Origin of the sequence: Collinsella sp. AM20-15AC (assembly GCF_003471405.1) — a bacterium.
Taxonomy (GTDB): domain Bacteria; phylum Actinomycetota; class Coriobacteriia; order Coriobacteriales; family Coriobacteriaceae; genus Collinsella.
In genome coordinates this window covers 41800-68784 of record NZ_QRJA01000010.1, presented here as the reverse complement: position 1 = coordinate 68784, position 26985 = coordinate 41800, and the positions used below count along the sequence as shown (strand labels likewise).

Below are 26985 nucleotides of genomic sequence, written 5' to 3'. Positions count from 1 at the left end.
TCAAGGCCATAAGCGAAATAAGCTTCTAACACCGAACAATTCCTACCGCTACCCATCAGACCTCTCCAGCAACATCCGTAAGTCATCGATGGGCGGCAGAGCATCGAGCAACTCTCGTGGCATATCCTTCGACGTCTTATAGGTGGCCACACCCATGGGTTTTGTGAAGTCTTGGATCACATAGTCAACAAATCCCTTGTCCATGTCTTTGCAAAGCACAAGGCCTATGGAGGGATTCTCGTGCTCGCGACGCTCAAAGTCGTCCAGGATGCGTAGATAGCCAGAGAGCTGGCCGAGATAGGCCGGCTTGAAGGGGCCGCTCTTGAGCTCGACTGCAACTAAACAGTTGAGGTCGCGGTTGAAGAACAGGAGGTCGATGTACTGATCGATGCCAAAGGCGTCGAGATGGTACTGGTTTCCCACAAACGCGAAGGCTCGACCGAACGTCATGATGAACTGCTTGATATTCTGCACGATGCCTTGCTCTAACACGCGCTCGTCGACATCCTCCGCATCGCGCACCCCGAGTTCCTCAACATTGATAAAGTCGAGCAGATACTCGTCCTTGAACGTGGCGATAGCGCGCAGCGCCTGCTGACCCTTTGGCAGCGTTGAGAGGAAGTTGTTGGAGACCTCTCCTTGATGATGAAAGTCGTCCGCCTTCAGCGAGCGTTTGAGCGCCTCCACACTTAAGTGCTCAAATGCGCACTTGTGAATGTAGAAGAGCCGCTCGTCAAGGGTCTTAGCACCTGCAAGGATATACCGATGATGGGTAAACCCAATCGCTAAAAAATCATCGAGAGAACATGTGTTTGAATTCGGCACTTGCAAGTGACGAATTTGCAGAAGGCCACCGTCTGAAGATTCGTCACTCACGAGTGACGAATCGAGAAACGCCTGTTCATCGCCCGGAGCAGACCAAGCTTCAAAGAAGATTCGCATATATTTGAGACTTGTTGTGGAGAAGCCCCTGAGTCCTGGCAGCTCCTTCCGCAATTGTTCGCTGATGGTTTTGAGCGCGTTGGTTCCCCACGTGCCATTGCGCGTGTTGGCGGAGACGTAGCCTCCCACGGCGAAATAGAGCTGCAGCTGCTGAGCGTTGGCGCTCTTCGCCGCAGCATACTGCGCACGCAATATCGCCGTCTTGATGGTCTGAACTTCCTCACGATAGCCCGTAATCTCTGACATCATGGCGTCCTCCTCTTCTTACGAACTTGTGTTCCATGACGCGTTCTATGCTATCAACGCGTGCGGACACAAAATTGCGCGTACCATAGAGGCGTTTTCTGCTTCGCCTCGTTTGGAAGATGTATGTCCAAACCCTCATCCGCACTCGCCGCCAGCTCTTGCGATGTTTACGCCGACTCCGCGCGCCACCCTCTCACGCGCACATGGTGCGTAGCTGCGCTCGCCCTCATCTGCTGCGCGCTCTGGGGCAGTGCGATCCCCTGCATCAAGATCGGCTACGAGCTTCTCGGCATCCAAAACGGCGACGTACCATCGGAGTTTCTCTTCGCTGGCGTGCGCTTTATGCTTGCCGGCGCTATCGCACTTGCCGCTGCAGTCATAACAAGACGTCGCTTGCCTCGCGTCTCACGCACGGGATGGCCACTCGTTATCAGACTCTCGCTTGCCCAAACTATCGTGCAGTACGCCTTCTTTTATATCGGCGTTTCAAACGCTTCGGGTGTGCGCGGCTCAATCGTCAACGCTATGAACACGTTTCTCTGCGTGTTGATGGCAGCGCTCGTGTTCCGGCAAGAACGGCTCACTGCGCGCAAAGTCCTCGGCTGCGCTATAGGTTTTGCCGGAGTCGTTATCGTCAACCTCACCGGTGGCGATAGCGGCGGCGCCGTCACGCTCACAGGCGAGGGCTTCATCCTTATTGCCGCTGTCTCCTACGCTGTCTCGTCTGCCCTCATCCACACCTACTCCCAGCGCGAGGACCCCGTGGCGCTCAGCGGCTACCAGTTTATCAGCCCTAGTCATCGCGCAAAGCCCCTTCGGCAGCACACGGTGCAGCCAAGTCACCGCAGGCCGGGGCGGGAGGCGGTCCTTTCTCTCGGAAAACTTCGCGAAGCCCAGTTTCCGAGAGAAAGTGTCCGGCTGCCGCCCCGGCCGACCAGGTCACATTACACCGTGTGCTGCGGCAGGTCCTGCAGGGCGATGACGTCCATGCCCATGTCGTTGGCGCTGCCGTGACCCTGCTGGTCCTCACGCACCGCCTCGATGGCACTCACGTACGTGTTGGCCGCAGACATCGCGGTCACGCAGGTCACACCGCGTCGCACTGCCTCGGTGCGCAGCAGATAGCCGTCGCCGCGCGAGCCCGGGCCGTATGGCGTATTGATGATCACCGCGATCTTGCCATCGGCGATGAGGTCGCCGATGTTGGGGCGCTCGCCGTCGTGCGGGCCGCTAATCTTCTCCACGACCTCGCACGTCACGTTGCCTCCACGCAGCACGCGCGCCGTACCCTCGGTGGAGCAGATGTCAAAGCCCAGGTAGCGCAGGATACGGGCGACCGAAAGGATGTGGCGCTTGTCGCGGTCGCACACGCTGATGAACACCTTGCCGACGCTCGGGTCGGGCAGCTTGTAGTCAATCGCCAGCTGCGTCTTGGCGTATGCCTCGGGATAGCTCTTGGCGATACCCATGACCTCGCCCGTCGACTTCATCTCGGGCCCCAGGATGACGTCGGCGCCCGGGAAACGACCCCAGGGCATGACGGCTTCCTTCATGCAGAACCAGTCCAGCTGACGTTCGTCGCTCGGCAGGCCCAAGCTCGCGATGGAATCGCCTGCCATGATGCGCGCCGCGCATTTGGCCAGCGGCACACCGGTGGCCTTGGAGATAAACGGCACGGTACGGCTGGCGCGCGGGTTGGCCTCGATCACGTAGACGGTCTCGCCCTTGATGGCATATTGCACGTTGACCAGACCGCGGACTCCCAGCGCCATCGCGATGCGGCGCGTGGTCTCGCGGAGCTTCGCCTGCAGGCTCTCGCTAAAGCTGAACGGCGGGATGCAGGTCGCGGAGTCGCCGGAGTGAATACCGGCTTCCTCGATATGCTCCAGGATGCCGCCGATGTATACCTCTTCGCCATCGCACAGGGCGTCGACATCGGACTCGATTGCGCCCTCCAGGAAGCGGTCCAGATACACCGGGTAGTCGGGGCTGATGCGCGCAGCCTCTGCCATGTAATCGCGCAGATGCTCGGCATCGTAGGCGATCATCATGCCGCGGCCGCCCAGCACGTAGCTCGGACGCACCAGCAGCGGGTAGCCGATGTGCGCGGCCACGGCCTCGGCCTCCTCAAACGAGGTGGCCTGACCCGCCGGCGGGTACATAATGCCCAGCTTGTCGAGCAGGGCGGCAAAGCGCTCGCGGTCCTCGGCAAAATCGATGGCGTCGGGCTTTGTGCCCATAATGTTCACGCCGCTCTCCTCGAGCATGCGCGCCAGCTTAAGCGGGGTCTGGCCGCCGAGCGTCACCACGACGCCGTCGGGGCGCTCGACATCGATAACGTCCATGACGTCCTCGTAGGTGAGCGGCTCAAAGTACAGACGGTCGGACGTGTCATAGTCGGTCGAGACGGTCTCGGGATTGCAGTTGACCATGATGGTCTCGAAGCCGCGAGCCGCCAGCGCGTAGCTCGCGTGCACGCAGCAGTAATCGAACTCGATACCCTGGCCAATGCGGTTGGGGCCGGCGCCCAGGATCATCGCCTTGGGCTTGTCCGCCGGCGTGGTCTCGTCGGGAGCCACGCACTTCTTGGCATCCGGGCTCGTGCGGTAGATGTTCTCGTACGTCTTGTAGTGGTACTCCGTGGCGCTCGAGAACTCGGCCGCGCAGGTATCGACCGTCTTCATGCTGGGAACCACGCCCAGACCCTTGCGATAGGCGCGCACAAAGCGCTCGTCCGAGCCGGTCAGCGCGGCAATCTCGGCGTCGCTCGTGCCGTACTGCTTGAGCAGGCGCATCGCGTCGGCGTCGATATCCTCCACACGCAGGCCGCGGATGCTCTCCTGGACCTGCACCATGTCGTTGATACGGTTGAGGTACCACGGATCGATGCCGCAGATGGCATGGATGCGGGCGATGTCCCAGCCACGGCGCAGGGCCTCGACCACAAAGAAGATGCGGTGCTCGGTCGGGGTTGCCACGGCCCGAGCGAGCTCGTCGTCGCTCAGCTTGTCGGCACCCTCCTTGCCGCCGGCGCAAATGCCCTGGTGTCCGTCCTCCAGCGAGCGCATGGCCTTGCCGAAGGCCTCCTCAAAGGTGCGGCCGATCGCCATGATCTCGCCCACGGCCTTCATACGCGTGGTGAGCGTGGGGTCGGTACCCTTAAACTTCTCGAAGGCAAAGCGCGGCACCTTGACCACACAGTAGTCGATCGTGGGCTCAAAGCAGGCGGGCGTTGCCTTGGTAATGTCGTTGACGATCTCGTCGAGCGTGTAGCCCACGGCCAGGCGAGCGGCGGCCTTGGCGATGGGGAAGCCCGTGGCCTTGGAGGCCAGTGCGGACGAACGGCTCACGCGCGGGTTCATCTCGATGACGATCAGACGGCCGGTCTGGGGGTTCACGGCAAACTGCACGTTGGAGCCGCCGGTCTCGACGCCGATCTTTTCCAAGATGGCGAGCGAGGCGACACGCATGCGCTGATACTCAAGGTCGGAGAGGGTCTGCGCCGGTGCCACCGTGATGGAGTCGCCGGTATGCACGCCCATGGGATCGAGGTTCTCGATGGAGCACACGATGATGCCGTTGCCGGCGTGGTCGCGCATGACCTCCATCTCGTACTCTTTCCAGCCCTCGATGGACTCCTCGACCAGCACCTCGTGGGCAGGCGAAAGCTCGAGGCCCTGGCTCACGATGGAGACGAGCTCCTCATGGGTATGCGCGATGCCGCCGCCGGCACCGCCGAGGGTAAAGCTCGGACGCAGCACGCAGGGATAGCCCACGCGCTCGGCGATGGCCTCGGCGTCAGCCACGCTATAGGCGTAGCCCGAGCGCGCGACCTCCAGGCCGATCTCGGCCATGGCCTCGTTAAAGAGCTTGCGGTCCTCGCCGCGCTCGATGGCGGCCAGGTCGCAACCGATCATCTCGACGCCGTACTTGTCGAGCGTGCCGTCCTTTGCCAGCTCGACGGCGGCGTTCAGACCGGTCTGGCCGCCCAGCGTGGGCAGCAGCGCGTCCGGGTGCTCTTTCTTGATCACGCGCTCGATAAACTCGGCGGTGATAGGCTCAACATAGGTGCGGTCAGCCAAGCCCGGGTCGGTCATGATGGTCGCCGGATTGGAGTTGACCAGGATGACCTCAAAGCCATCCTCCTTGAGCACCTTGCAGGCCTGGGCGCCGGAGTAGTCGAACTCGCAGGCCTGACCGATAACGATGGGGCCCGAACCAATAACGAGGATGCGCTTGATGTCAGTACGTTTAGGCATGTTAGTTCTCCTCGGTCGCAGCGTTCTCGGACTCGGCGAAATTCCAGCCGGCGAGGCGGTCCTTCGCGGTGTCGATGTCCAGGTAGTTCTCCTCGCCGTCCATGAGTCGCGTAAAGGCGGTAAAGAGATAGTGGGCATCGGTGGGGCCGGGCGAAGCCTCGGGGTGGTATTGGACCGAGAAGCACGGGGCGTCGAGCAGCTGGATGCCCTCGGCGGTGCCGTCGTTGAGGTTCACATGTGTCAGGCGAATGCGGCCAAAGCGCTCGTTCATCACGACCGGCGCGATACCGCGGCGCACCCAGGCGCGCAGGTCGCCATCGGCCGCATGCTCGGTTTCGCCGCCGGAAAGCTCCGGAATCAGTTTGCCCAGACTGGGGAACAGCAGGCCAAAGCCGTGGTTTTGCGCGGTGATCTCCACGCGACGGCTCACCAGATTCATAACCGGCTGGTTACCGCCACGGTGACCGAATTTAAGCTTTTCCATTTGGGCGCCGCAGGCCAAGCTGATCATCTGGTGACCTAGGCAAATACCAAAGACCGGCACCTTGCCGATCAGCTGCTGCACCTGCTCGTAGGTCTCCACCACGGCGTCGGGGTCGCCGGGGCCGTTGGACAAAAAGACGCCATCGGGATTCATCTCGAGCACCTGCTGGGCGGGAGTATCCCACGGCACGACGGTAAGGTCGCAGCCGGCGCGGACCAGCCCCTCCAGAATGCCGCGCTTCACACCGCAGTCGTAGGCGACCACTTTGTGACGGGCAGGAGCGGCAACCGCAAGCGCAAAGTCATGCGTGGCAGGCAGGTCGGCGGCCACAAACTCGTAAGGCGCGGGGCAACTTACGGTCTTGACCAGGTTCTCGCCTACCAGCGTGGGCGCTGCGGCCAGACGCTCGGCAAGCTCGTCGACGTCGAAGATCTCGGTCGAGATAATGCCCATTTTGGAACCATTGTCGCGCAGATGGCGCACCAGAGCGCGGGTGTCGACACCCTCGATAGCGACGATGCCGTGAGCGCGCAGGTACTCCGGCACGCTGACGGCCGAGCGCCAGTTAGAAGGCGTGGCGCACATGTCGCGAACGATCATGCCGCGCATGGCCGGAGCGCTCGCAGGGCGCACGGCGTCGCCGGGGAAGGCCGACTGGACATCGGTCTCGTCGATACCGTAATTGCCGATCTGCGGATAGGTCATGGTTACAATTTGGCCGGCATAACTCGGGTCGGTCATGACCTCAAAGTAGCCCTCGAGCGAGGTGTTGAAGCAGACTTCGCCGGTCGCGGTGCCCTCGGCGCCGCATGCACGTCCATAAAAAATGGTCCCATCCTCAAGATACAGGATACAGGGACCGCAGGTGCCCTTGCTGGTTTTGGCCAGCATACGCTGGCAAAGCTCGCTGGGCGCGAAGGTGCGGGCGGCAGCGCCCGCGGTATGGTTGTTCGCCATAATTCTCCTTCCCGGTCTCACAGGACCGGCTTAAAGGTGTGTAGTTAGGCCTCGCGGTATTGTAACCGCAAGCATGCCTCATGGCGTTAATTTCATCGAAATGTTTACGAAATGATAATTATGACTTTCTATGCATAATGATTATTTAATCCCCGTCCCAGAAAAATTATCCCGCGTGGGCTTGTGGCTCACGCGGGATAATGGCCTCTTACTTTTGCTTGTCCTGTTCCAGCAGATCGGACGGTGAGCGATCGGGCTTGCCGCCGCGGAAAATCTCGCGGCCATGCAGACGATGCTCCAGGTCACGTTCGGCCTTTTCCTCGTCAATCTTGGTCTGGCTCACCACCGGGTCCTCGATCAGCGACGAAACCGAGTTCACCTGTTTTTGAATGCGCTCGGCAATGGTGTCGTCCATGCTTACGATGCGCATCTTCCAGTCGATACTCGTGGCGTTGGATGAGCTCTTGGTCCACACAAACGTCAAAATGGCGCTCTGATGACCCCGCGCGGGAAACATGCCAAAGAAGGAATCGTGCTGAATGTTGCTATCCTCGTCGATATAGGCGTGAACGTTATACACCACGCGGTCGATCTTATCGTTGAGCAGCGCGTTGGTCGCAAGCGCAGCGGCCTGAATCTGCCCGTTGGACAGCAGCTCGAGCTCGTTGGCAGACGATGTGTCCAACACCGTCACCTCGACCGTGCCCGTACGCTCATCAGCTTCATCGACGGTAAAGTCGAGCGGGAACTGCGTAAAGCCGTTGCCCCACTCAAGGCCGCCCTTCAGCGCCGTCGAAACGGTATCCACCGAAACGCTCTCGGACAGGTTGGCGGTATTCAGACGGCGCATCACGCCGTAGCCGATCTGCATGCCCACGATCAGCACCAGAATACCGATGACCACGGCCATCGCGGTCTTCGTAATGGTATGGCTCACCTGCGAGCCCGAAGGATCGTCCTCGGACAGCGGGTCGATATGTTTTGCCTGGCTCGCGCGGTCCTCGCTGCGCAGCTGCGCTAGCGCCGCTTTGTCACCGCGCTTGGCCGCAGCCTCCTTCTCACGCATGCGCTCGGTTCGCTTTTTGGCAAGCGTGGGATCCAAGACACCGGATGCATCGATTTCGGAGAATAACTCCGTCACTTCTTCCGGAGTCAAAGGGTTCTTGTCAGCCATAAACTTCCTGTCATATCAATCAGTCGAGCTCGTGCGCACGCGCACCTTCGAACTGCATTCGATAGTAACGGGCATAGGTGCCGCCACGGGCGAGAAGCTCCTCGTGCGTGCCACGCTCCACAACGCGACCATGCTCAACGGTCGCAATCTCATCGGCATGCTTAATAGTCGAAAGACGATGGGCAATGATAATCGTGGTGCGGCCGCGTGCCAGCTCTTCGAGTGACTCCTGCACCGCCTCCTCGCTCTCGTTATCCAAAGCACTCGTCGCCTCGTCCAAAATCAGGATCTTGGGGTTCTTGAGAAACACGCGCGCAATGGCAACGCGCTGCTTCTGTCCACCCGAAAGACGGCTGCCGCGCTCGCCCACCACGGTGTCGTAGCCCTGAGGAAGCGATTCGATAAAGGTATCGATATTGGCGCGGCGGGCAGCCTCGGCAATTTCTTCCGCCGTAGCGCCCGGCTTGCCGTAGGCGATGTTCTCGCCGATTGTTCCGTCAAACAGGTAGACATCCTGCTGCACCAGGCCGATGGCGCGGCGCAGGCTCTGCTGCGTCACATCGCGCACGTCCTGACCGTCGATGCTAATGGATCCGGCAGCCACGTCATAAAAGCGCGGCAGCAGCGAACAGGTCGTGGACTTGCCACCACCCGAAGGGCCAACCAAAGCGATGGTCTGCCCGGGCTTGATGGACAGATTCATATGGTCGATAACGGGACGCTCTTCGGCATCACCCTCGCCCAGCTCAACATCCTCGTAGTTAAAGCACACGTCGTGATAATCCACGGCGCCGGCAGTCACCTGCAGATCCGTAGCGCCCGGCTTGTCCTGGATATCCGGCGCGGTCGAGAGCACCTCGTCCATACGCTTAAAGCCGGCGATGGCCTTCTGATACGTTTCGGCCGAATTGACGAGTGTCTCGAGCGGCGTGCAGAACAGCGAAATATAGAGTGCAAAGGTCGCCATATCGACCGCCTGCAGCTGTCCCTGGGCGACCAGCCAGCCGCCCAGCAGTACCACGATCACATAGAGCACACCCGAGAGCAGGCCATACGTCGCAGTATAGACGCCCATGGCGTGATACATGTTCTCCTTGGACGAAAGATAGCGATTGTTGGAGGCGCGGAACTTAGAGCGCTCGGTCTCCTCATTGGCAAAGCTCTTGACCACGCGCATGCCAGCCAGCGAATCCTGCAGCTGTGCATTGATGCCGCTGATCTTTTTGCGATTGTCGCTAAAGACCTCGCGCATGCGCATGTTCTGCCAAAACATGATGACCGAAAACGCTGCTGTCACCGCAGCCATGGCAAGCGCCAGCACCGGGGCGATGGTAAAGAGGATCACAAACGAGCCGATAATCTCGATGCCGCAGATGATGATCCACTCGGGCACGTGGTGCGCCGCCTCGCAGATATCGAACAGGTCGTTGACCACGCGGCTCATCATGTCGCCCGAGCTGTTACGGTCGAAGTACGCAAAGCTAAAGCGCTCATACTGGTCGAACAGGTCCTCGCGCATCTTGGACTCCATGCGCGCACCCATCACGTGACCCCAATAGCTCACAAAATAGCGGCAGGCGCAGCGGATGACATACATCAGCACCAAACCTACCGCGATCATACCGAGCGCCTGCATAATGGCAGCATGACCCTGGGTAAACAGCCCACCGGTCAAATTGCGCAGAATAATAGGAAACGCAAGGTCAATGGCGGCAAGCACCAGAGCACAAACAGTATCAGCAACAAAAAGCCCCATCTGGGGCCTGTAGTAAGAAAGAAACCTCTTCAGCATAATCACCTTACGCGGTTTTACCAAACCGCGTTTCGTCTCGACGCTGCAAGTGCTCCATTTGGACAATCTGGCCTTCAATCGTCGGTCGCGTATATCCATACGCTTCCCTCCTCTTTTGGGCCACCTTGTCTCAAATGGAGCACTTTCGCTGACTTACACAAACCTGCGGGATCATCCCCGCTCGTTAAAGCTCCGCACCCCCAAGGCGATGCGCGATGCTATCGCAGGCCAAGGCGCCCACGACGGTCTTGGCGTCTTCGATCTTGCCGTCGAGCACGGCGTCGATCAGCTCGTGCAGCGGCACCAGGTCCACGTTGACAAACTCGTCATCGTCGGGGTTGGGCGCATCAAACTCGAGCTTGGTAGCCAAGTAGATGTGGATGATCTCATCGCAAAAACCGCAGGACGTGACAATCGACGTCAAAAAGCGAATGCGACCGGCCCTAAAGCCCGTCTCCTCGTGTAGCTCGCGCTTAGCGCAATCGAGTGGGTCCTCGCCCGGGTCGAGCTTGCCGGCGGGAATCTCGACCGTCACGCGGTCGATGGCGGTGCGGTACTGACGCACCAGTACGATCTTGCCGCTCTCGGTCAGCGCCACAACGGCCGCCGCACCCGGATGGCGAACGATATCGCGGGCGCTGCGGCGACCGTTAGGCAGCTCAACCTCAAGACGGTGGACGTCGAGGATCTTGCCCTTCCAGGCGCACTCCTCCGAAAGAATCTTCTCGTGCAGCTCGGCATCGTGCGGGTCATCGTCGCCCAGCACCAGCGCCGGCTCGTCAGCGACCTCGCCACCAGGTTCGCCCTCGGCGTGCCCATACACGCGGCTGTCCTCCTCGACGATCTGCGCATCCACGAGCTCTTCGTTCTTTTCGTCCATCCGTCTCATTCCTCTCGGACTTTAGGCATCCCAGGCGTCGCGGCCGCGCAGCGCGCGCAGGCCAATATCGTGACGCAGGGTCTTACCCTCAAAATCAATCTTCTCGCAGGCCTCGTAGGCAAGGTTGCGAGCGTTCTCGAACGTGTCGCCCAGAGCGGTCACGGCAAGCACGCGACCACCATTGGTCAAGAGCTGGCCGTTCACCACAGCAGTGCCCGCGTGGTACACGGTCACGTTCTCCATGGCCTCGGCATCGGTGATACCGGCGATGACCTTGCCCCTCTCGTAGCTGCCGGGATAGCCCGCACTCGTCAGGACAACGGCCACGGCCCACTCGTCGCGCCAGTCGAGCTCAATCTGATCGAGCTCACAGTTGGCGCAGGCCAGCATGACCTCAACCAGGTCGTTCTTAAGGCGCGGCAGCACGACCTGCGTCTCGGGGTCGCCAAAGCGGGCATTGAACTCCAGCACCTTGGGGCCGGCGGGCGTGAGCATAAAGCCGCCGTACAGGCAGCCGCGGTAGTCGATGCCCTCGGCAGCAAGCTCGGCAACGGTCTGCTCCATGACCTTCACCATGGTGGCGTGCTCCTCGTCGGTCACGATGGGCACCGGGCTGTAGACACCCATGCCGCCGGTGTTGGGGCCCTTGTCGCCCTCGAGCGCGCGCTTGTGGTCCTGCGAGGTGGCCATGGGGCGCACGGTCTTGCCGTCGGTAAAGGCCAAAAGCGAGCACTCGGGGCCGGTCAGCATCTCCTCGATAACCACGGTGTTGCCGGCATCGCCAAAGGTGCCGCCAAAGCACTCGCGCACGGCCTCCTCGGCCTGCTCAAGTTCGGTCGCCACGATAACGCCCTTGCCCGCGGCAAGGCCGTCGGCCTTGACGACCAGCGGAGCGCCCTGCTCACGCACATAAGCAAGAGCCGAAGCCTCGTCGGTAAACGAGCCGTAGGCTGCCGTCGGAATGCCCGCGCGCTCCATGAGCTGCTTGGAGAACAGCTTAGAGCCCTCCATCTGGGCGCCCTCGGCACCCGGGCCAAAGCAGGGAATACCCACCGCGCGCACGGCGTCGGCCACGCCCGCCACGAGCGGAGCCTCGGGGCCAATTACCACGAGTCCGCATCCGTGGCTCTGCGCAAACGCCGCCACGGCCGCAGGATCGCAGTCGTCGAGAACAACGTTCTCGCCGCAGCTCGCGGTGCCGCCGTTGCCCGGCGCGATGTAGAGCTTGCCGGCGCGCGGTGATGCTGCGAGCTTAGCTGCCAAAGCATGCTCACGGCCGCCGCTGCCCAACAACAGGATGTCGATGGTTTGAGTGTCCGCCTTCAAGGGTGCCTCCTCTATGGATGAATGGCCCGCTCCGCGCGAGCCCTTTGCAAGCAAATATACCCCTCGGCCGCCCGCTTGGGCTGCAAAGGGGTATATCGCAATAACCAAATAGTCCCGATTACTTCCAGAATCGGTTGATGATCTGCTCGCGACCGGCGCCGACGCCAATGAACGTCACGCGGGTGTGTGCCAGATCCTCGATAAACGCCACGTAGTCCTGAGCCTCCTGCGGCAGCTCATCAAAGCTGCGGCAACCGGTGATGTCGCACTTCCAGCCGGGGAGCTCCTCGTAGATGGGCTTGGCATGCTCAAAGCGCACCTGATGCTCGGGCACGCTGGTGTAGCGCTCGCCATCGACGTCGTAGGCCACGCACACCTTGATGGTGTCGAAGGCCGAAAGCACGTCGAGCTTGGTCAGGGCGATATCGGTGAGGCCGTTGACGCGTGAGGCGTAGTTGGCGATGGGGCCGTCGAACCAGCCGCAGCGACGACGGCGACCGGTGGTCACACCGTACTCATAGCCCTCCTCGGTCAGCGTGTGACCGGCCTCAGACTCATAGGAAAGCTCGGTGGGCATGGGGCCCGAACCGACGCGGGTGATATAGGCCTTCATGACGCCCAGCACGCGGTCGACGTTCTTCATGCCCACGCCGGAGCCGGTGATGGCGCCGCCGGCGGTGCAGTTGGAAGACGTCACGTACGGATAGGTGCCGTGGTCGATGTCGAGCAACGTCGCCTGGGCGCCCTCAAACAGCAGGTCCTTGCCCTCATCGATCATGTTGTTGAGCAGCAGGCTCGTCTCGGTGATGTAGGGACGCAGGCGCTCGGCCATGGGCAGGTACTCGTCGCAAATCTGGTCCACGGTGTAGGTGGGCAGGTTGTAGATGAGCTCAAGCTCGGGGTTCACGCGGGCGAGAGCGGTCTCCAGCTTGTCGCGGAACAGCGCCTCGTCCAGCATATCCTGCATGCGCAGGCCAATGCGGGCCATCTTGTCCTGATAGCACGGACCGATACCGCGCTTGGTGGTACCGATGTTCTTCTTGCCGAGCTTCTGCTCAAAGGCGCCATCCAGGTCGATGTGGTACGGCATGATGACATGCGCGTTGCCGCTAATCTTGAGGTTCTTGGTGGTGATGCCGTCGGCCTCAAACATGTCGATCTCCTCAAGGACAACCTTGGGGTTGACGACGCAGCCGTTACCGATCACCGACACATGGTCGGAATACATGATACCGGAGGGCACCTGGTGCAGGCCGTACTTCTTGCCGTTGACGACGATGGTGTGGCCGGCGTTGTTGCCGCCCGAGTAGCGCACGACGGCATCGAAGTCGCCGGCGACCAGGTCGCAAATCTTACCCTTGCCCTCATCGCCCCACTGGGCACCGACCAAAACGGTTGACGGCATGTTTACTCCTTACATTCATGGACTGTCTACGCGCCACGCCGGCACGCAGAAGCACAAAACATTCCCAGTATACCCGTGCAACGGGTGCCTGTCCTACTCCTCGGCATGTGCCCCATCAAGCTCATAGAACTTGGTGGATGCCGGCAGGAACATCAGGTCGACGTCGCCGATCGGGCCCGAACGGTTCTTGGCCACGACAATACGCGTAACGCCCTCGTCGGGTCGATCGTCGCGCGAGGCTTCGGCCTCGTCGGCGGAGCGGTCCAAGAACATAACGATATCGGCGTCCTGCTCGATGGAGCCCGATTCACGAAGGTCGGAAAGCTGCGGGCGCTTGCCGGTACGGGATTCGACCTGACGCGAGAGCTGCGACAGCGCGATGAGCGGGATCTTGAGCTCCTTGGCCATGATCTTCAGACCACGCGACATCTCGGAGACCTCGACGGTACGGCTCTCGGAGCGGCGTCCCGGCGGAGGACTCACCAGCTGCAGGTAGTCCAGGATGATGATAGCTTTCTCCTTGTTGTGGAGCATGCGGCGGCTCTTGGCGCGAATCTCGGTCACTGTGGTGCCGGGCGTATCGTCAATCAGAATATCGAGCTTGGACAAGGTCTGCGTGGCCTCGTTGATATTTGCCCACTGCTCGGGGCTAATGCGGCCCATGCGGAAGTCACTGATCGAGATCATGGCGTAGGCGCAAATCAGACGCTGGGCAATTTCCTTGCCCGACATCTCCAGCGAGAAGAAGCCGACGGTATAACCGGCAGCGGCAGCGTTGAGCGCCAGATTCAGGGCGAACGACGTCTTACCCACAGCAGGGCGGGCGCCGATGATGATGAGCTGGCCCTCGCGAAAACCCATGAGCATGCGGTCGAGCGACGGGAAGCCCGTGGGCACGCCCGCAGCCTGGCCGCCTGCCTGGCACACTTCCTCGGCCTCGTTATAGGCCTCGACCATAAACTCGGTCAGCGTCTTGTAGCTCGACTTGACCTCGCGCGCCGTGACCTTGAGCAACTTGCTCTCGGCCAGCTCCACGACCTCTTTGGTATCGGTGGGAGCGTTATAGGCCAGCGCGTTGATCTCGTTGGTGGCGCCGATCAGCTCACGCAGCATCGAATCGCGGCGAACGATAGCGGCATGGTGCTGCCAGTTGACGAGCGACAGGGTCTGACCCATCAACTCCAAAATGTAGGCCTCGCCGCCCACGGCATCAAGCTTGTTGATGCTTCGCAGGTAATCGATCAGCGAGATGGAGTCGATGGGAATGCGGCTGTTGTACATATCGACCATCGCGGTATAGATGGTCTTATGAATGGGCCGGTAGAAGTCATCGGGCTGCAGCTCGACCTGGGCCTCTTCGACCACCTCGGGCGATAGCAGCATAGCGGCCAGTACATTGGCCTCTGCATCTTGGTTTTGGGGAAGACCCAACTTGGAGCCGCGGTCCTCAACCGTCAGCCCGGTCTCCCTATCGTCATATGCCATGAGCATCCTCATTCATATCGCTTGCGAGCATCCATAGTATCAGCCACGGTCCCAAAACGCGCCGCGCGCCGCCAATCATCACCGAACCAAACGGATGAACGGTCCTGTATATAGGACTTCGACGCAACGTTCACCATGAAACTCACTCAGCGCAAAAAACAAAAGGGCGCCCTGGTTTCCCAGAGCGCCCTTCTTAGAACAAGATTGTTGCGTTGCAGCAAATGCTACTCGGCAGCAGCCTCAGTCTCGACCTCGGCGGTCTCGGCCTCGGCGACCTCAGCGGCCTCCTCGACCTCAGCCTCGGCAGCGAGCTCCTCGGCGGTAACGCCGACGAGAACGACAACCTCGGCCTTGATCTCGCGGTACAGCGAGATGGCAACGGTGTGGGCACCGGCAACCTTGATGGGCTTACCGAGCTCGACGCGCTTGCGGTCGATGTCCATACCGAGCTGAGCCTTGATGGCGTCAGCGATCATAGCGGCGGTAACGGAGCCAAAGAGGATGCCCTCGTCGCCGACCTTGACGTCAACGGTGACCGTCTTGCCCTCAAAGGCAGCCTTGGTCTCGTTGGCGGTAGCCAGACGGACGGCCTCGCGCTTGGCGATGTTGTTGCGACGCTCGTCAAGCTGCTTGAGGTTGCCCTTGGTGGCGGCAACAGCGAGCTTCTTGGGGAACAGGAAGTTCTCAGCGTAACCCTGAGCGACCTCTACGACGTCACCCTCGCCGCCCTTGCCCTTGATCTCATCGAGAAGAATAACCTTCATGATGCGTCTCCCTTCTTAGCCGCGGTCGCGGTTGCCACGAGAGGAAACCACGGGGACGGTGTACGGCAGGAGAGCCATCTCGCGGGCGCGCTTGATGGCGTTGGCGATGTCATGCTGATGCTGCGTGCAAGCGCCAGTGACGCGACGGGGCTTAATCTTGCCACGGTCGGTCATGTACTTACGGAGAAGCTGAGTGTCCTTATAGTCGATGAACTCAGTGTTCTCCTTGCAGAACTGGCAGTACTTACGACGCGGCTGACGTGCAGAAAAATCATTAGCCATGTCAAAATACCTTTCGTTTGGCAACTTCGGCGAACCGAAGCCGCCTCTCACTCAAAAATAGGTGAACAACCCTTAGAACGGGATGTCCTCATCGTAGACGTCGACCGCGGGCGGCGTAGCCACCGGTGCGGCAGGACGTGCTGCGGGCGCGGGAGCTGCGGGGGCGTAACCGCCCTGGTCGTAGCCACCCTGGCCACCACGGGAGCTCATAAACTCGATCTCATCGACGATGACCTCAAGCTTGCTCCGGCGCTGGCCGTCGCGCTCCCAAGAGCTGTAGCGCAGCTTGCCCTCGATCGCGACCTTGTTTCCCTTTGCCAGGAAACGGCTCACGGCCTCGGCGCGGGTGCCGAACATGGTGCAGTCGACAAAGTTGGGATAGTCCTCCCACTCGCCAGTCTGCGCGTTGCGGCGACGATCGTTCACGGCGACGCCAAAGGACAGAACCTGGGTTCCGCCGGCGGTGGCGCGCAGCTCGGGATCGCGGGTGAGGTTACCGGTGATGTTCACTCGATTGATGCTCATAACTCACTACTTCCTCTTGGGGCACAAGCCCAGTCCAAAACGACAGTCTTACTCCTGGTCGTCGCGACGGACGATCATGTGGCGGACCACAGCGTCGGTGATGCGCAGGACGCGATCAAGCTCGGCGATCTGGGTAGGATCTGCGTGGAAGTTGATGAGGGTGTAGTCACCATCGGTGAGGTCGTTGATCTCGTAGGCGAGCTTGCGCTTGCCCCACTCGTCAACGGAGTCGACCTTGCCAGCGCCCTCAGCGATCGTGGTATCGATACGCTTCATAACAGCGAGACGAGTCTCGGGGTCGAGCGACGGGTCAACAAAGAACAGCAGTTCATAAGCCTTCATATTGTCACCTCCTCTGGGCAAATGTGGCTTCAGGTCGTGAAGGTGCGCCTGAAGCAGGAAAAGACTTGGTAATAATATCTTTCAACCTCCTAGGCTGCAAGAATATGCAGCTACAACCTCATGACCTCCACATATGTCCATGCTCACACGGCACTTCATGCGCATTCCAACCAAATGCTGACCAAATGCTTGACGGATCTGTGTTCAAGATACGGTGCCGTGGGGACAAGCTGAGCCAAGCCGCAGGTCAGTGGGCACAAGGCTGTGGTCGCAAAATGCATACCAGTGGCCCACAGCACCACCCAAAGATTTTTAAATTCATTGCCAAGTCGCTTATGAATACCCTTTTTTGAACAATTGAGTTGATCAACCACGCTGGTCGGAAGCCGTTTTTTGGGACCTCAAGCCCCACTGCAGCGCCAAGCACGGCCAAGCGTTTTAAAAAATGCCAACTTTTCTGTTTGCACTTTGCGATTCCTCGTGTATACTGACTTTCGCATTTAACGGAGAGTTGTCCGAGTGGCCGAAGGAGCACGATTGGAAATCGTGTAGGCGTCAAAAGCGTCTCCAGGGTTCAAATCCCTGACTCTCCGCCAGTTAATTCCAAAGCAGGCCTTCGAGCCTGCTTTGTTTTTACCCCACGCGGAGGGGTGGCAGAGTGGTTGAATGCGGCGGTCTCGAAAACCGTTTGGCCTGTATAAGGTCACGAGGGTTCGAATCCCTCCTCCTCCGCCATTTTGGTTGAGAAAGCTCCCGAAAACGGGGGCTTTTTTGTTTAGAGTCCCTTACAAGCAAATACGGCGGAGGAGGAGGGATTCGAACCCGTCAGGACGCGGAGCGTAAAGAAAACGCGCCAGTGGCGCGTTTTTAGCGCAGCGCGGTCGGCGCAAGCCGACCGAATAAATTTTGAGCTCCGCTCAAAATTTGGACATCCCTCCTATTCAGCCACGTCCCCCATTGCTTTCGATTTCACCTTGAATCTCAAACATGTACATCACCCTCCAAAAACGACATTTTTCGGCATCTTTGGAGGCTGATGTACATGTTTGGTACCCATGACCGTTCCCAGTCCCTACCGTTTGCCGAGCAATAGGGTCTCAATCGCCGCCAACCATGTACTATGTACGGGCATTGTTCAAACCCGAGAATCAAAGGACCTCATCTTGCCCGTCGTCGCCGCTATGACTGTTACTTCACACGCCTCGGATGCCATGGTCGCTATCCCATTTTGGCTCGAGATGTTCGCCGTTGTCGCGGCATCGATCTCGGGCGTGCTGGTCGCTCGCGAGCACAAGCTCGACCTGGTGGGCGCGGTCGCGCTCGCGGTGGTCTGCGGTCTGGGCGGCGGTCTTTTGCGCGATATGACGCTCCAGGTCGGCAACGTCTACATCCTCAACCAGCCCATGGCACTACCGCTCTCCATCGCCACAGCCGCCATCATCTATATCTTCCCGGCAATCGTCGATAAGCCCGAAAAACTCATTCCCCTGCTCGACATCATCTCGGTCGGCATCTATGCAGCAACCGGCGCGGACAAGGCGTTGGTGTACGGATTTGCGCCCGCCGTATGTATCATGATGGGCTTCTTTACCGCCGTGGGCGGCGGCATGCTGCGCGACGGCTTTATGGGCGTGGTCCCGGGCATTTTCCAACGCACCAACTTCTATGCCATCGCGGCCGTCGCCGGATCGGCAAGCTATGTAGCCCTCGTCATGAGCGGCCTCATGAGCAATGTTGCCGCGCTGGTCGTATGCGTTGTGGTGACCATGGGGCTGCGTTGGCTATCACTGCGCTTTGACATTAAAAGCCCTACCGAGGAAGACATCGCGCGCTTTTTGCACCGTAAAAAGTAGGTAGCACAGCACAACCCCTCGAAATGCAACCGAGAGATTCTTTTAGAGCGCCCGCGCGTTGGGTACCCTGTTAGATACCTGTCGAGTATCTAACGAAGGATTCACTATGCCTTGCAACCAAGTACCGTCGATCCGGCGCCACAAAGCGCAGGCCCGCATCACCATCCTATTCGCGCTGATTGCGCTCGCGCTCACCGCACTTCCCACGGTGTCGTTCGCCGGCACCGACACCGCGGGAAACGTGCTCGCAACCGAAGTTGACTCAACTCCGTCCGGTATCGAAGGCGACCTGTACTGGGCCGGCCAAAGTCTCAACCTAGACGACGCCTCCATCGGCCGCGATATTATCGCGGCGGGTGAGAACCTGTCGATTCGCGATTGCACCGTAGGCGGCGCCGTTCGTCTGGCGGCACGCACCATCGATATCGCCAAAACCGCAATCGATGGCAGCGTCACGGTGGCCGGCCAGCACGTCGTGCTCAACACCGGCAGCACCGCCAACTGTTTTTACGCGGCAGGCGAAACGGTCGCCCTGCGCGGCTCCGCCAAATCGGCGGCGCTTGCCGGCGACACCGTAACCATCGACGGCACCGTCGATGGCGATGTTGAGGTCTGGGCCGACAAGCTCATCCTGGGTAAAAACGCCCGCATCACCGGCACGGTGAACGCCCACGTCTCACAGGACCCCGAGCGGGCCGAGGGCGCCCAGGTCGGAGCTCTCAAGATCGACCGGACCGAGAACGAGAACACCTCTACGGCCAACGACATTATCGGCGGCATCGTTGCCGCGGCGCTTTCCACCTGCTTTGTCGCCATCCTGCTTGAGCTTGTCTTTCCACGCGCAACCGCCAGCGCTGCCGGCATGCTCCATCAGCGTCCCATGCCGCTGTGGGTAAGTGGTCTTCTGGGCACGGTCGCCGTCGCTCCCGCCGTGCTGCTGCTCATCATCTCGATTGCAGGCCTGTCGCTCGCCGCCGCCCTCATGTGCGGCGTCATCGGCATCGCTTTGGTCTCGGCGGCATTTACGGGCACCGCGGTCGCGCGCATGGTCGGACACAACCAAAACCGCTACGCCATGGCCGCCGTGGGCGGTATCGTCGCGGGCGCACTCACGGCACTTCCTCTTATGGGCAACTTTGTCAGCGGTGTAGCCTTCGTCTTCACGCTCGGCTACGCCATCCAGATCATCTGGCGCAACGCCCACCTCAAGCCGCAGCAGCCGGCTAACACGCCAGGACTCCCCACCGCCTAGCCGCCAACCACCACAAAAGGGCCAGGCACCTTTGTGGTGGCGCAAAGCAACCTGATCCCATTGCACCAAAAAGGGCGCCGACCATTGCGGTCGACGCCCTTTCTTATTGGCAGTTATAAGCCCCAGCGCTTATTTGTTGACCTGGCCGGCGCGGACGGCTGCCTTCTTACGGTCGGTGGCGTTGAGCAGACGCTTGCGCAGGCGGATGTTCTTGGGAGTAATCTCCACCAGCTCGTCGTCGGCGATGTACTCCAGCGCCTCCTCCAGAGAGAAGGTGCGAGGCGGCACCAGCTGCACGGAGATGTCGGAGGTCGAGGAACGCTGGTTACCCAGGTTCTTGGTACGGGCGATGTTGACGACCATGTCGCCGGCCTTGCTGCGCTCGCCCACGATCATGCCCTCGTAGCACTCGGTGCCCGGCTCAACAAACAGCTGGCCGCGCTCCTGCAGCGTGCCCAGGGCATAGGCAACGGCCTTCTCGGTGGTCATGGAGATCATGGCACCGTTCTGACGGTTGCCGATCTCGCCGGCGTAGGGACCGTACTCCAGGAAGGTGTGGTAGAACACGCCCTCGCCGTGGGTGACGTTCATGATGCGGTTCTTAAGGCCCATGATGCCACGCGTCGGGATCTTAAACTCAAGGTGCGTCACGATGCCCGAGGTATCCATGCTCGTCATGATGCCACCGGAGGTGCCGAAGACCTCAACGACCTTGCCCGAGTACTCGTCCGGGCACTCGACGACGGCCTGCTCGACAGGCTCCATCTTGTTGCCGTTCTCGTCCTTCTTAAACAGAACGCGCGGACGACCGACCTGGAACTCAAAGCCCTCGCGGCGCATGGACTCCATCAGAACGGACAGGTGCAGAATGCCGCGGCCCGAGACCTCGACGCCGCTCTTGTCCTCGAGCTCCTCGATCTTCATGGTCACGTTGTTCTCGGCCTCGTTGAACAGGCGCTCCTTAAGCTGACGGGCGCCAACGATATCGCCGTCGCGGCCGACGAGCGGGGAGGTCGAAGCCTCAAAGACGATGGACAGGGTCGGCGGGTCGATCTCGATGGGCTCGAGCTCGACGGGATTCTCGGGGTCGGTGTAGACATCGCCGATATCGGTGCGGTCGATGCCCACAACGGCGGCAATGTCGCCGGCGCCGACTTCCTGGCACTCGGTACGGCCCAGGTAGTCGAAGGTAAAGAGTTGCTTGACGGTAGCGGTGGCGCTGGAGCCGTCGTTCTTGACGACCAAGATCTGGTCGCCCTGGTGGATGGTGCCGGAGTACACGCGGCCGATGCCGATACGGCCGACGAAGTTGGAGTGATCGATGGTCACGCACTGCATGGCCAGCGGAGCGGTCTCGTCAACCTCGGGTGCGGGCATGTCGTCGATGATCATGTCGAGCAGCGGGTACATGTCCATGTTGCCGTCCTCGGGATCATGACGGGCAAAGCCGTTGACGCCGCTGGCGTAGATGACATGCTCCATGGCAAACTCAAGCTGGTCGTCGGTAGCGCCCAGGTCGGCCATAAGGTCCAGGCAGTCGTTGTAGGCCTTCTCGGGGTTGGCACCCGGACGGTCGATCTTGTTGATGACGATCATGATCTTAAGGCCGGTATCGATAGCGTGACGCAGCACGAAGCGGGTCTGGGGCATGGGACCCTCAAAAGCGTCGACCAGCAACAGGGCGCCGTCGGCCATACGCAGCACGCGCTCGACCTCGCCGCCGAAGTCGGCGTGGCCCGGGGTGTCGATGACGTTGATCTTAACGTCCTTGTACTCGATAGAGATGTTCTTGGCGAGAATCGTAATGCCGCGCTCGCGCTCCTGGTCGTTAGAGTCCAGGACGCGGTCCTCGACCTGCTGGTTGGCACGGAAGGCGTCCGTGGCACGCAGGAGCTTGTCGACCATCGTCGTCTTGCCGTGGTCGACGTGGGCGATGATGGCGATGTTCCTCAGATTGTCTACGCGCATGTAGTTCCCCTATCTTCTATCCATATACAAACGGCACGCGTATGCGACCCGCCCAGCGATACAACGCTCAGCGGGAATATTGAGCCTTTTACCGAAAACTCGTTTATTTTAGCGATTTTAGATAAGAGGGGTTTCCTCACCTGCAGGTTCAGGGTCGCTCCACATAAAACCATCGCCGGCACCCATGCCCTCATACAGCACGTATGCCGAAAAACCGCTCTCGAGCGTGGTTTCGAAGAAGCTCACGAGCAGAGCATCGTGATAGCCGCCGTCAATCTCGACGCAGCCGGTGTAGCCGATGGCATAGCGGGCGATACGGCCCAGGCCCTCGTCCTTAAGACCCATCTTGTGCTCGGAGATAAAGTTGGTGGCAGCCTCCAGGCATGCCTCTTCGCCGTCCTCGTCGAGTGCGGCCAGATAACGGTTGGAAGCGGCGTCCTCAATTGCCACAACCACGCCCGGGTTCTCGCCCGCGGCCAGGTCGTCCAAGAAGGCGCCAATCAGATCGCACACCATGGCGTCGAGCTCGGCGGAGACGTTACCGGCGTCCTGCATATCCTGTGCCATCTTTAGACCTTCCCATCGAATCCGGCGTCGTTACAGTTCTTGTGCCTCAGCAGCGATCTTGGCGGCAGCGTCGCGGGCGTGCATCATATCCACCGCACGCTTGTCGAGCACCTTGATCTGACTGGTCAGCATTACCGCGTCGACCACACCCCAGACTACCAGGCCCGTCGAAATCGAAAACCCAAGCGCACCAACTGTACCACGAAGACGAGAACAGATTACCGCGACAAGGGCGGAGATGATAACCATCTTGATATAGGAGCCGCGGCGCTCGCGAAGCGTGCGGGCCTGCGTCACATAGGCGATGCGAGCCGCCTCGGATGCCTCCGAGCGCATCTGGGCTTCACGCGCGATGGCGGCCGCCTCGGCCGACATGCCGCCGGCCATCAGCGAACGCTCCGCAACCTGGACGCCCCGCATTTAAAAATCATCGGGCGAGAGCGTGTGGACGAACTCATCGAACTTCTCGAACTCCTGCTCGTCGTCGATCTCCTCGGCGACCGGAGAGACGGTGCCCAGGCGGTTCATGATGTCGTCCTCCACAAACATGGGAGCATTGCTACGCACGGCGAGAGCGATAGCGTCGCTAGGACGGGCATCGATGCCGTGTTCGCTGCCGCCGGCCAAAACGACGACCGTCGCGTAGAACACGGGCGGCTCGGCACGGACAATCTCAATACGCTCGAGTTTTGCATCCAGGGCATCGAGCGTGTCGAGCAATAGGTCATGGGTAATCGGACGCTCGGCGCGGCCGTTGTCGATGCCGCGGCTGATTGCCGCGGCCTCAAAAGAACCCGTTTGGATAGAGAGGGAGCGCAGCGGCGCGGGGGAGTCCGATTTGCCGCAACGCTCGCGAAGTACGATAAGCGATGGCACGGGACCGGCGGCCATGACGATGGTCTCTATGTCGACACGAACCATGGAACACCTCCGGTACGTAGCGGTTAACACGCGGCACCTTCGCCGCATTGAATAGCTATACTACCCAATCTTTCGCACAGAACACAAAACCAAAATGAGTTTTATAACACACAAGAAAAGAGCCCCAAGGCCATGCCTCGGGGCTCTTCACAGTTTTGATGGTGGACCTGACAAGATTCGAACTTGTGACCTCCCGGTTATCAGCCGGACGCTCTAACCAACTGAGCTACAGGTCCATCATGGTGGAGGTTAGGGGGATCGAACCCCTGACCTCAGGCTTGCAAAGCCCGCGCTCTCCCAGCTGAGCTAAACCCCCACGGAGACAGTAATAAACACCCCAGCGGCGACTCGGCTCTCGCTGGGGTGTTTATTGCGAAAGAAAGTGGTGGACCTGACAAGATTCGAACTTGTGACCTCCCGGTTATCAGCCGGACGCTCTAACCAACTGAGCTACAGGTCCATCGCGCAAGGGATATATTAGACGAGTCGTTACGCGCGCGTCAACAACTTTTTTGAAAATCTTTGGGAGGGTGGTCGCTGGGCTGGCGGGATGGTTTTGGTTTGCTGCTCGGACAGTCCTGCGCAAGACGAAGGCCACATTAAGTGGCCTTCTTTGCGTGCGGAACTCGCGACAAACCAAAACCATCCCGCCAGCCCAGCGACCATGGGGTCCCAAGGTTTTCAAAAAGCGGTCGGCGCGCAGTGCGCCGACCGCCGATATATGGGATCTGATATTTTCTACCAGCTAGGGCCTCTTACTCGTCTAGGAGATCTTCTGGCATATCGTTGCCGTCGCCTAGATCGACAGGGGTTTCTTCGGGGGCAGAGCCGTCTTCTGTGGCTTCGCCTTCGGGCTTCTCCCTGGTTGCCGTCATGCGAGCGACGGCGCATACGCGGTCGCTGTCGTCGACGGTCATCATCTTGACGCCCTGGGTGGCGCGGCCAGTCTGGCTGATCTCGTCGGTCTTGACGCGAATGACCGTCGCGCCTTCCGTCACGATAAACAGCTCGTGCTGCGGCCCCACCGTCTTCATGGCCGCAAGGTTGCCCTTGCGCTCGGTCATCTGGATAGTGTAGACGCCCTGGCCGCCGCGGTTCTGCTCCGGGTAGTCCGCAACCGGCGTACGCTTGCCGTAGCCGCGCTCGGTGATGACAAACAGGTCACCATTGCCGTTGGTAACCTCCATACCCAAAACGCTCACGCCGTCCTTCATGCCGATACCGCGAACACCGCTGGTATCGCGTCCCGTGGCGCGTACCTGGTCCTCGGGGAACATGATCGCCTTGCCCGCGGTGGTGGCCAGGATGATCTTGTCGCCCTCGCGCACGCGGCGCACGGCGAGCAGCGCGTCGTCGTCCCTCAGGTTGATGGCGATCAGGCCGTCGCGGCGGCTGCGGTCATAGGCGCTCATCACGGTCTTCTTGACCATGCCGCTCTTGGTGGCAAACATCAGGTACTCATCGGCCGGGAACTCGCGGCAGCTGATGACGCTCGCAATCTTCTCGCCCTCCTCGAAGGGCAGCAGGTTGACGATCGCGGTGCCGCGCGCCTGGCGCGTACCCACCGGCAGCTCGTGCACCTTCAAGCGATAGACCTTACCCTTGCTCGAGAAGAACAGCACGTACTCGTGCGTGGATGCGATAAACATCTCGTCGATGACGTCGTCCTCTTTAAGGTTGACGCCCGACACGCCCTTGCCGCCGCGCTTCTGGGCGCGGTAGGCAGCAACCGGGATGCGCTTCACATAGCCGGTGTGAGTGATGGTCACGACCATGTCCTCGTCGGCGATGAGGTCCTCGACATCCAGGTCCTTCTCAACACGGCTGATCTCGGTGCGGCGCTTGTCGCCGAACTTCTTGGAGATCTCGCGCATCTCTTCCTTGATGACGCCCAGGATCTTTTCCTCATGCGCCAGCAGGTCCTCGTAGTAGGCGATGGCGCGGCGCAGGCCGTCCAACTCTTCTTGGATCTTGTCGCGCTCCAGGCCGGTCAGGCGGCGCAGCTTCATCTCGAGGATGGCCGTGGTCTGCTCGGGCGTAAAGCCAAAGCGCTCGATCAGGCGGCTGCTGGCCTCGGAGTCGGTCTGCGAGGAGCGGATAATGCTGATAACCTCGTCGATATGGTCGAGAGCCATCAGGTAGCCCTCGAGGATATGGGCACGCGCCTGGGCCTTCTTAAGGTCGAAGCGAGTGCGGCGGGTGACGACGTCGACCTGGTGATCGATGTAGCGCTGCAGCATCTCGCGCAGGCTCAGGCATTTGGGAACACCGTTGACAAGCGCCAGGTTGTTGGCGCCAAAGGTCGTCTGCAGCGAGGTGTACTTATACAGGTTGTTGAGCACCACCTGCGGGATGACGCCCTTCTTGAGCTCGATGACCAGACGGATACCCTTCTGGTTGGACTCATCGCGCATGTCCGAGATGCCCTCGATGCGCTTGTCGTTTACGAGCTGGGCGATCTTCTCCTGTAGGGTGCCCTTGTTGACCATGTAGGGAATCTCGGTAAAGACCAGGCGGCTACGTCCGGTCTTGGTAGATTCCACGTGGGCCTTGGCACGCACGGTAATGGAACCACGACCGGTCTCGTAGCTCTGCCTAATGCCGGCGCTGCCCATGATGATGGCGCCGGTGGGAAAGTCCGGGCCGGGCATGATCTGCATAAGCTCGTCGACGGTGGCATCGGGGTTATCGATCAGGTAGCAGGTGGCCTCAATCGCCTCGGTGAGGTTGTGCGGGGCGATATTGGTGGCCATGCCGACGGCGATGCCCTGGCTGCCGTTGACCAGCAGGTTGGGGAAGCGCGCGGGCAGCGCCTGGGGCTCGGCGAGCGACTCGTCGTAGTTGGGCTGCCAGTCGACGGTGTCCTTTTGCAGGTCGCGCAGCAGCTCCATGGCAGGCTTTGCCAGGCGGCTCTCGGTATAACGCATGGCCGCCGCGCCGTCACCGTCGATGTTGCCGAAGTTGCCGTGACCGTCGATGAGCGGCGTGCGCATGGAGAACCACTGCGCCAGACGAACCATGGCCTCGTAGACCGCGGCGTCACCGTGCGGGTGGTACTTGCCGATAACTTCGCCGACCGTCCAGGCCGACTTCTTATGCGGGCGGTTGGGGTAGATGCCGCTCTCGTTCATGGCGTACAGGATACGGCGGTGTACCGGCTTTAAGCCGTCGCGCACGTCTGGCAGGGCGCGCGCCGTGATGACCGACATCGAGTACTCGATGAACGACTGCTTCATCTCGCGGCCGAACTCCGAAATCTGGAGCTGGCCGCCGTTGATATCCTCGCCGGCCGAGGCGCCGCGGTCGACTTCGCCAAAGCTCTCCTCGAGCTCGGCGTCGTCGTCCTCTTCCTCCTCATCGTCGGCATCGGGGTTATAGGCGTCCGGATCGCCGTCCTCGCCCTGCTCAGCACGGGCAAGCAGGCGCTTCAGATCATCGGGCATACCGGCATCGCCGGCCTCGCCCATATCCTCGTTATTGTTGATATCGTCTGCCACGTTACCTCCTCATGGTTTGCGTGGTCCATTAGTTCCCTACCACGGAGACGGCTTTTCCAGGTGC

The 26985-nt window shown here is 60.5% G+C and carries 21 protein-coding genes and 5 tRNA genes; 5 read left to right on the top strand and 21 right to left on the bottom strand.

Annotated features, from left to right (window positions below; all coding sequences use genetic code 11):
• Positions 1 to 48 precede the first annotated feature (48 nt).
• Positions 49 to 1191 carry a YhcG family protein gene (locus DW233_RS04890; RefSeq protein WP_089572600.1) on the bottom strand — a complete coding sequence of 381 codons (1143 nt, stop codon included), beginning with the start codon at positions 1189 to 1191 and terminating at the stop codon, positions 49 to 51.
• Positions 1192 to 1311: 120 nt separating this feature from the next.
• On the opposite strand from DW233_RS04890, the gene DW233_RS04885 reads away from it, so the two are divergent.
• Positions 1312 to 2202: a DMT family transporter gene (locus DW233_RS04885; RefSeq protein ID WP_118266995.1), complete on the top strand. Its 891-nt coding sequence runs from the start codon at positions 1312 to 1314 to the stop codon at positions 2200 to 2202.
• On the opposite strand, the gene carB is transcribed toward DW233_RS04885, so the two are convergent.
• The 12 genes from carB to rpsF form a co-directional block, all read right to left on the bottom strand.
• Complete coding sequence (gene carB / locus DW233_RS04880) at positions 2133 to 5447, bottom strand: carbamoyl-phosphate synthase large subunit (RefSeq protein WP_118266993.1); 3315 nt, start codon at positions 5445 to 5447, stop codon at positions 2133 to 2135. The two genes, DW233_RS04885 and carB, sit on opposite strands and share 70 nt — an antisense overlap.
• Position 5448: 1 nt before the next feature.
• The gene (gene carA / locus DW233_RS04875) at positions 5449 to 6888 is read right to left on the bottom strand and encodes a glutamine-hydrolyzing carbamoyl-phosphate synthase small subunit (RefSeq protein ID WP_118266992.1); all 1440 of its coding nucleotides are present in this window, start codon (positions 6886 to 6888) and stop codon (positions 5449 to 5451) included.
• A gap of 208 nt (positions 6889 to 7096) precedes the next feature.
• A complete protein-coding gene (locus tag DW233_RS04870; protein ID WP_117564028.1) occupies positions 7097 to 8062 on the bottom strand; it encodes a hypothetical protein in 966 nt (321 codons plus the stop codon).
• A gap of 19 nt (positions 8063 to 8081) precedes the next feature.
• Positions 8082 to 9854: an ABC transporter ATP-binding protein gene (locus DW233_RS04865; protein ID WP_118266990.1), complete on the bottom strand. Its 1773-nt coding sequence runs from the start codon at positions 9852 to 9854 to the stop codon at positions 8082 to 8084.
• Positions 9855 to 10038: 184 nt separating this feature from the next.
• The gene (locus tag DW233_RS04860) at positions 10039 to 10734 is read right to left on the bottom strand and encodes an NUDIX domain-containing protein (protein WP_171021464.1); all 696 of its coding nucleotides are present in this window, start codon (positions 10732 to 10734) and stop codon (positions 10039 to 10041) included.
• Positions 10735 to 10755: 21 nt separating this feature from the next.
• Positions 10756 to 12060, bottom strand: a complete 1305-nt coding sequence (purD, locus tag DW233_RS04855; protein WP_117584036.1) for a phosphoribosylamine--glycine ligase — start codon at positions 12058 to 12060, stop codon at positions 10756 to 10758.
• Between the two features lie 118 nt (positions 12061 to 12178).
• Positions 12179 to 13465, bottom strand: a complete 1287-nt coding sequence (locus DW233_RS04850) for an adenylosuccinate synthase (protein ID WP_055251352.1) — start codon at positions 13463 to 13465, stop codon at positions 12179 to 12181.
• Between the two features lie 93 nt (positions 13466 to 13558).
• The gene (gene dnaB, locus DW233_RS04845; RefSeq protein ID WP_006235827.1) at positions 13559 to 14956 is read right to left on the bottom strand and encodes a replicative DNA helicase; all 1398 of its coding nucleotides are present in this window, start codon (positions 14954 to 14956) and stop codon (positions 13559 to 13561) included.
• A 218-nt stretch (positions 14957 to 15174) separates the two neighbouring features.
• A complete protein-coding gene (gene rplI, locus DW233_RS04840) occupies positions 15175 to 15714 on the bottom strand; it encodes a 50S ribosomal protein L9 (protein ID WP_022094073.1) in 540 nt (179 codons plus the stop codon).
• Positions 15715 to 15729: 15 nt separating this feature from the next.
• Positions 15730 to 15996 (bottom strand): 30S ribosomal protein S18, encoded by a 267-nt coding sequence (gene rpsR / locus DW233_RS04835; RefSeq protein ID WP_006235829.1) that lies wholly within the window; start codon positions 15994 to 15996, stop codon positions 15730 to 15732.
• A gap of 72 nt (positions 15997 to 16068) precedes the next feature.
• Positions 16069 to 16521 carry a single-stranded DNA-binding protein gene (locus DW233_RS04830; protein WP_006235830.1) on the bottom strand — a complete coding sequence of 151 codons (453 nt, stop codon included), beginning with the start codon at positions 16519 to 16521 and terminating at the stop codon, positions 16069 to 16071.
• Positions 16522 to 16569: 48 nt separating this feature from the next.
• Positions 16570 to 16863, bottom strand: a complete 294-nt coding sequence (rpsF, locus tag DW233_RS04825; RefSeq protein ID WP_006235831.1) for a 30S ribosomal protein S6 — start codon at positions 16861 to 16863, stop codon at positions 16570 to 16572.
• 505 nt (positions 16864 to 17368) lie between these two features.
• Between rpsF and DW233_RS04820 the strand changes: the two genes are divergently transcribed.
• The 4 genes from DW233_RS04820 (at position 17369) to DW233_RS04805 (ending at position 19968) form a co-directional block, all read left to right on the top strand.
• Positions 17369 to 17459, top strand: a tRNA-Ser gene (locus DW233_RS04820).
• 48 nt (positions 17460 to 17507) lie between these two features.
• A tRNA-Ser gene (locus DW233_RS04815) sits at positions 17508 to 17598 on the top strand.
• A 428-nt stretch (positions 17599 to 18026) separates the two neighbouring features.
• A complete protein-coding gene (locus DW233_RS04810) occupies positions 18027 to 18716 on the top strand; it encodes a trimeric intracellular cation channel family protein (RefSeq protein ID WP_233547942.1) in 690 nt (229 codons plus the stop codon).
• Positions 18717 to 18822: 106 nt separating this feature from the next.
• Positions 18823 to 19968 (top strand): polymer-forming cytoskeletal protein, encoded by a 1146-nt coding sequence (locus DW233_RS04805; protein WP_117564022.1) that lies wholly within the window; start codon positions 18823 to 18825, stop codon positions 19966 to 19968.
• Between the two features lie 129 nt (positions 19969 to 20097).
• Here DW233_RS04805 and typA read toward each other — a convergent pair whose 3' ends face one another.
• The 8 genes from typA to gyrA all read right to left on the bottom strand — a co-directional run bounded on the left by typA (position 20098) and on the right by gyrA (position 26891).
• Positions 20098 to 21936 carry a translational GTPase TypA gene (gene typA, locus DW233_RS04800; RefSeq protein ID WP_117584035.1) on the bottom strand — a complete coding sequence of 613 codons (1839 nt, stop codon included), beginning with the start codon at positions 21934 to 21936 and terminating at the stop codon, positions 20098 to 20100.
• A 117-nt stretch (positions 21937 to 22053) separates the two neighbouring features.
• On the bottom strand, positions 22054 to 22503 hold the full coding sequence (locus DW233_RS04795; RefSeq protein ID WP_089572580.1) for a hypothetical protein: 450 nt from the start codon (positions 22501 to 22503) through the stop codon (positions 22054 to 22056).
• A gap of 30 nt (positions 22504 to 22533) precedes the next feature.
• On the bottom strand, positions 22534 to 22923 hold the full coding sequence (locus DW233_RS04790) for a hypothetical protein (RefSeq protein WP_118266989.1): 390 nt from the start codon (positions 22921 to 22923) through the stop codon (positions 22534 to 22536).
• Entirely contained in the window at positions 22924 to 23424 is a 501-nt protein-coding gene (locus DW233_RS04785) for a bifunctional nuclease family protein (RefSeq protein WP_118266987.1), read from the bottom strand.
• 159 nt (positions 23425 to 23583) lie between these two features.
• Positions 23584 to 23660, bottom strand: a tRNA-Ile gene (locus tag DW233_RS04780).
• A gap of 4 nt (positions 23661 to 23664) precedes the next feature.
• Positions 23665 to 23740, bottom strand: a tRNA-Ala gene (locus tag DW233_RS04775).
• Between the two features lie 67 nt (positions 23741 to 23807).
• Positions 23808 to 23884: transfer RNA gene (locus DW233_RS04770), tRNA-Ile, on the bottom strand.
• Between the two features lie 295 nt (positions 23885 to 24179).
• On the bottom strand, positions 24180 to 26891 hold the full coding sequence (gyrA, locus tag DW233_RS04765) for a DNA gyrase subunit A (RefSeq protein WP_118267005.1): 2712 nt from the start codon (positions 26889 to 26891) through the stop codon (positions 24180 to 24182).
• Between the last annotated feature and the right edge of the window lie 94 nt (positions 26892 to 26985).

Coding starts and splice junctions, on each gene's coding strand:
- carB (WP_118266993.1), bottom strand. CDS start 5,447: ATGCCTAAACGTACTGACATCAAGCGCATCCTCGTTATTGGTTCGGGC.
- DW233_RS04795 (WP_089572580.1), bottom strand. CDS start 22,503: ATGGCACAGGATATGCAGGACGCCGGTAACGTCTCCGCCGAGCTCGAC.
- DW233_RS04830 (WP_006235830.1), bottom strand. CDS start 16,521: ATGAGCATCAATCGAGTGAACATCACCGGTAACCTCACCCGCGATCCC.
- DW233_RS04805 (WP_117564022.1), top strand. CDS start 18,823: ATGCCTTGCAACCAAGTACCGTCGATCCGGCGCCACAAAGCGCAGGCC.
- gyrA (WP_118267005.1), bottom strand. CDS start 26,891: ATGGGCGAGGCCGGCGATGCCGGTATGCCCGATGATCTGAAGCGCCTG.
- DW233_RS04850 (WP_055251352.1), bottom strand. CDS start 13,465: ATGCCGTCAACCGTTTTGGTCGGTGCCCAGTGGGGCGATGAGGGCAAG.
- DW233_RS04865 (WP_118266990.1), bottom strand. CDS start 9,854: ATGCTGAAGAGGTTTCTTTCTTACTACAGGCCCCAGATGGGGCTTTTT.
- DW233_RS04790 (WP_118266989.1), bottom strand. CDS start 22,923: ATGCGGGGCGTCCAGGTTGCGGAGCGTTCGCTGATGGCCGGCGGCATG.
- DW233_RS04860 (WP_171021464.1), bottom strand. CDS start 10,734: ATGGACGAAAAGAACGAAGAGCTCGTGGATGCGCAGATCGTCGAGGAG.
- DW233_RS04885 (WP_118266995.1), top strand. CDS start 1,312: ATGTCCAAACCCTCATCCGCACTCGCCGCCAGCTCTTGCGATGTTTAC.
- rplI (WP_022094073.1), bottom strand. CDS start 15,714: ATGAAGGTTATTCTTCTCGATGAGATCAAGGGCAAGGGCGGCGAGGGT.
- typA (WP_117584035.1), bottom strand. CDS start 21,936: ATGCGCGTAGACAATCTGAGGAACATCGCCATCATCGCCCACGTCGAC.
- DW233_RS04890 (WP_089572600.1), bottom strand. CDS start 1,191: ATGATGTCAGAGATTACGGGCTATCGTGAGGAAGTTCAGACCATCAAG.
- DW233_RS04785 (WP_118266987.1), bottom strand. CDS start 23,424: ATGGTTCGTGTCGACATAGAGACCATCGTCATGGCCGCCGGTCCCGTG.
- DW233_RS04870 (WP_117564028.1), bottom strand. CDS start 8,062: ATGGCTGACAAGAACCCTTTGACTCCGGAAGAAGTGACGGAGTTATTC.
- rpsR (WP_006235829.1), bottom strand. CDS start 15,996: ATGGCTAATGATTTTTCTGCACGTCAGCCGCGTCGTAAGTACTGCCAG.
- carA (WP_118266992.1), bottom strand. CDS start 6,888: ATGGCGAACAACCATACCGCGGGCGCTGCCGCCCGCACCTTCGCGCCC.
- rpsF (WP_006235831.1), bottom strand. CDS start 16,863: ATGAAGGCTTATGAACTGCTGTTCTTTGTTGACCCGTCGCTCGACCCC.
- dnaB (WP_006235827.1), bottom strand. CDS start 14,956: ATGCTCATGGCATATGACGATAGGGAGACCGGGCTGACGGTTGAGGAC.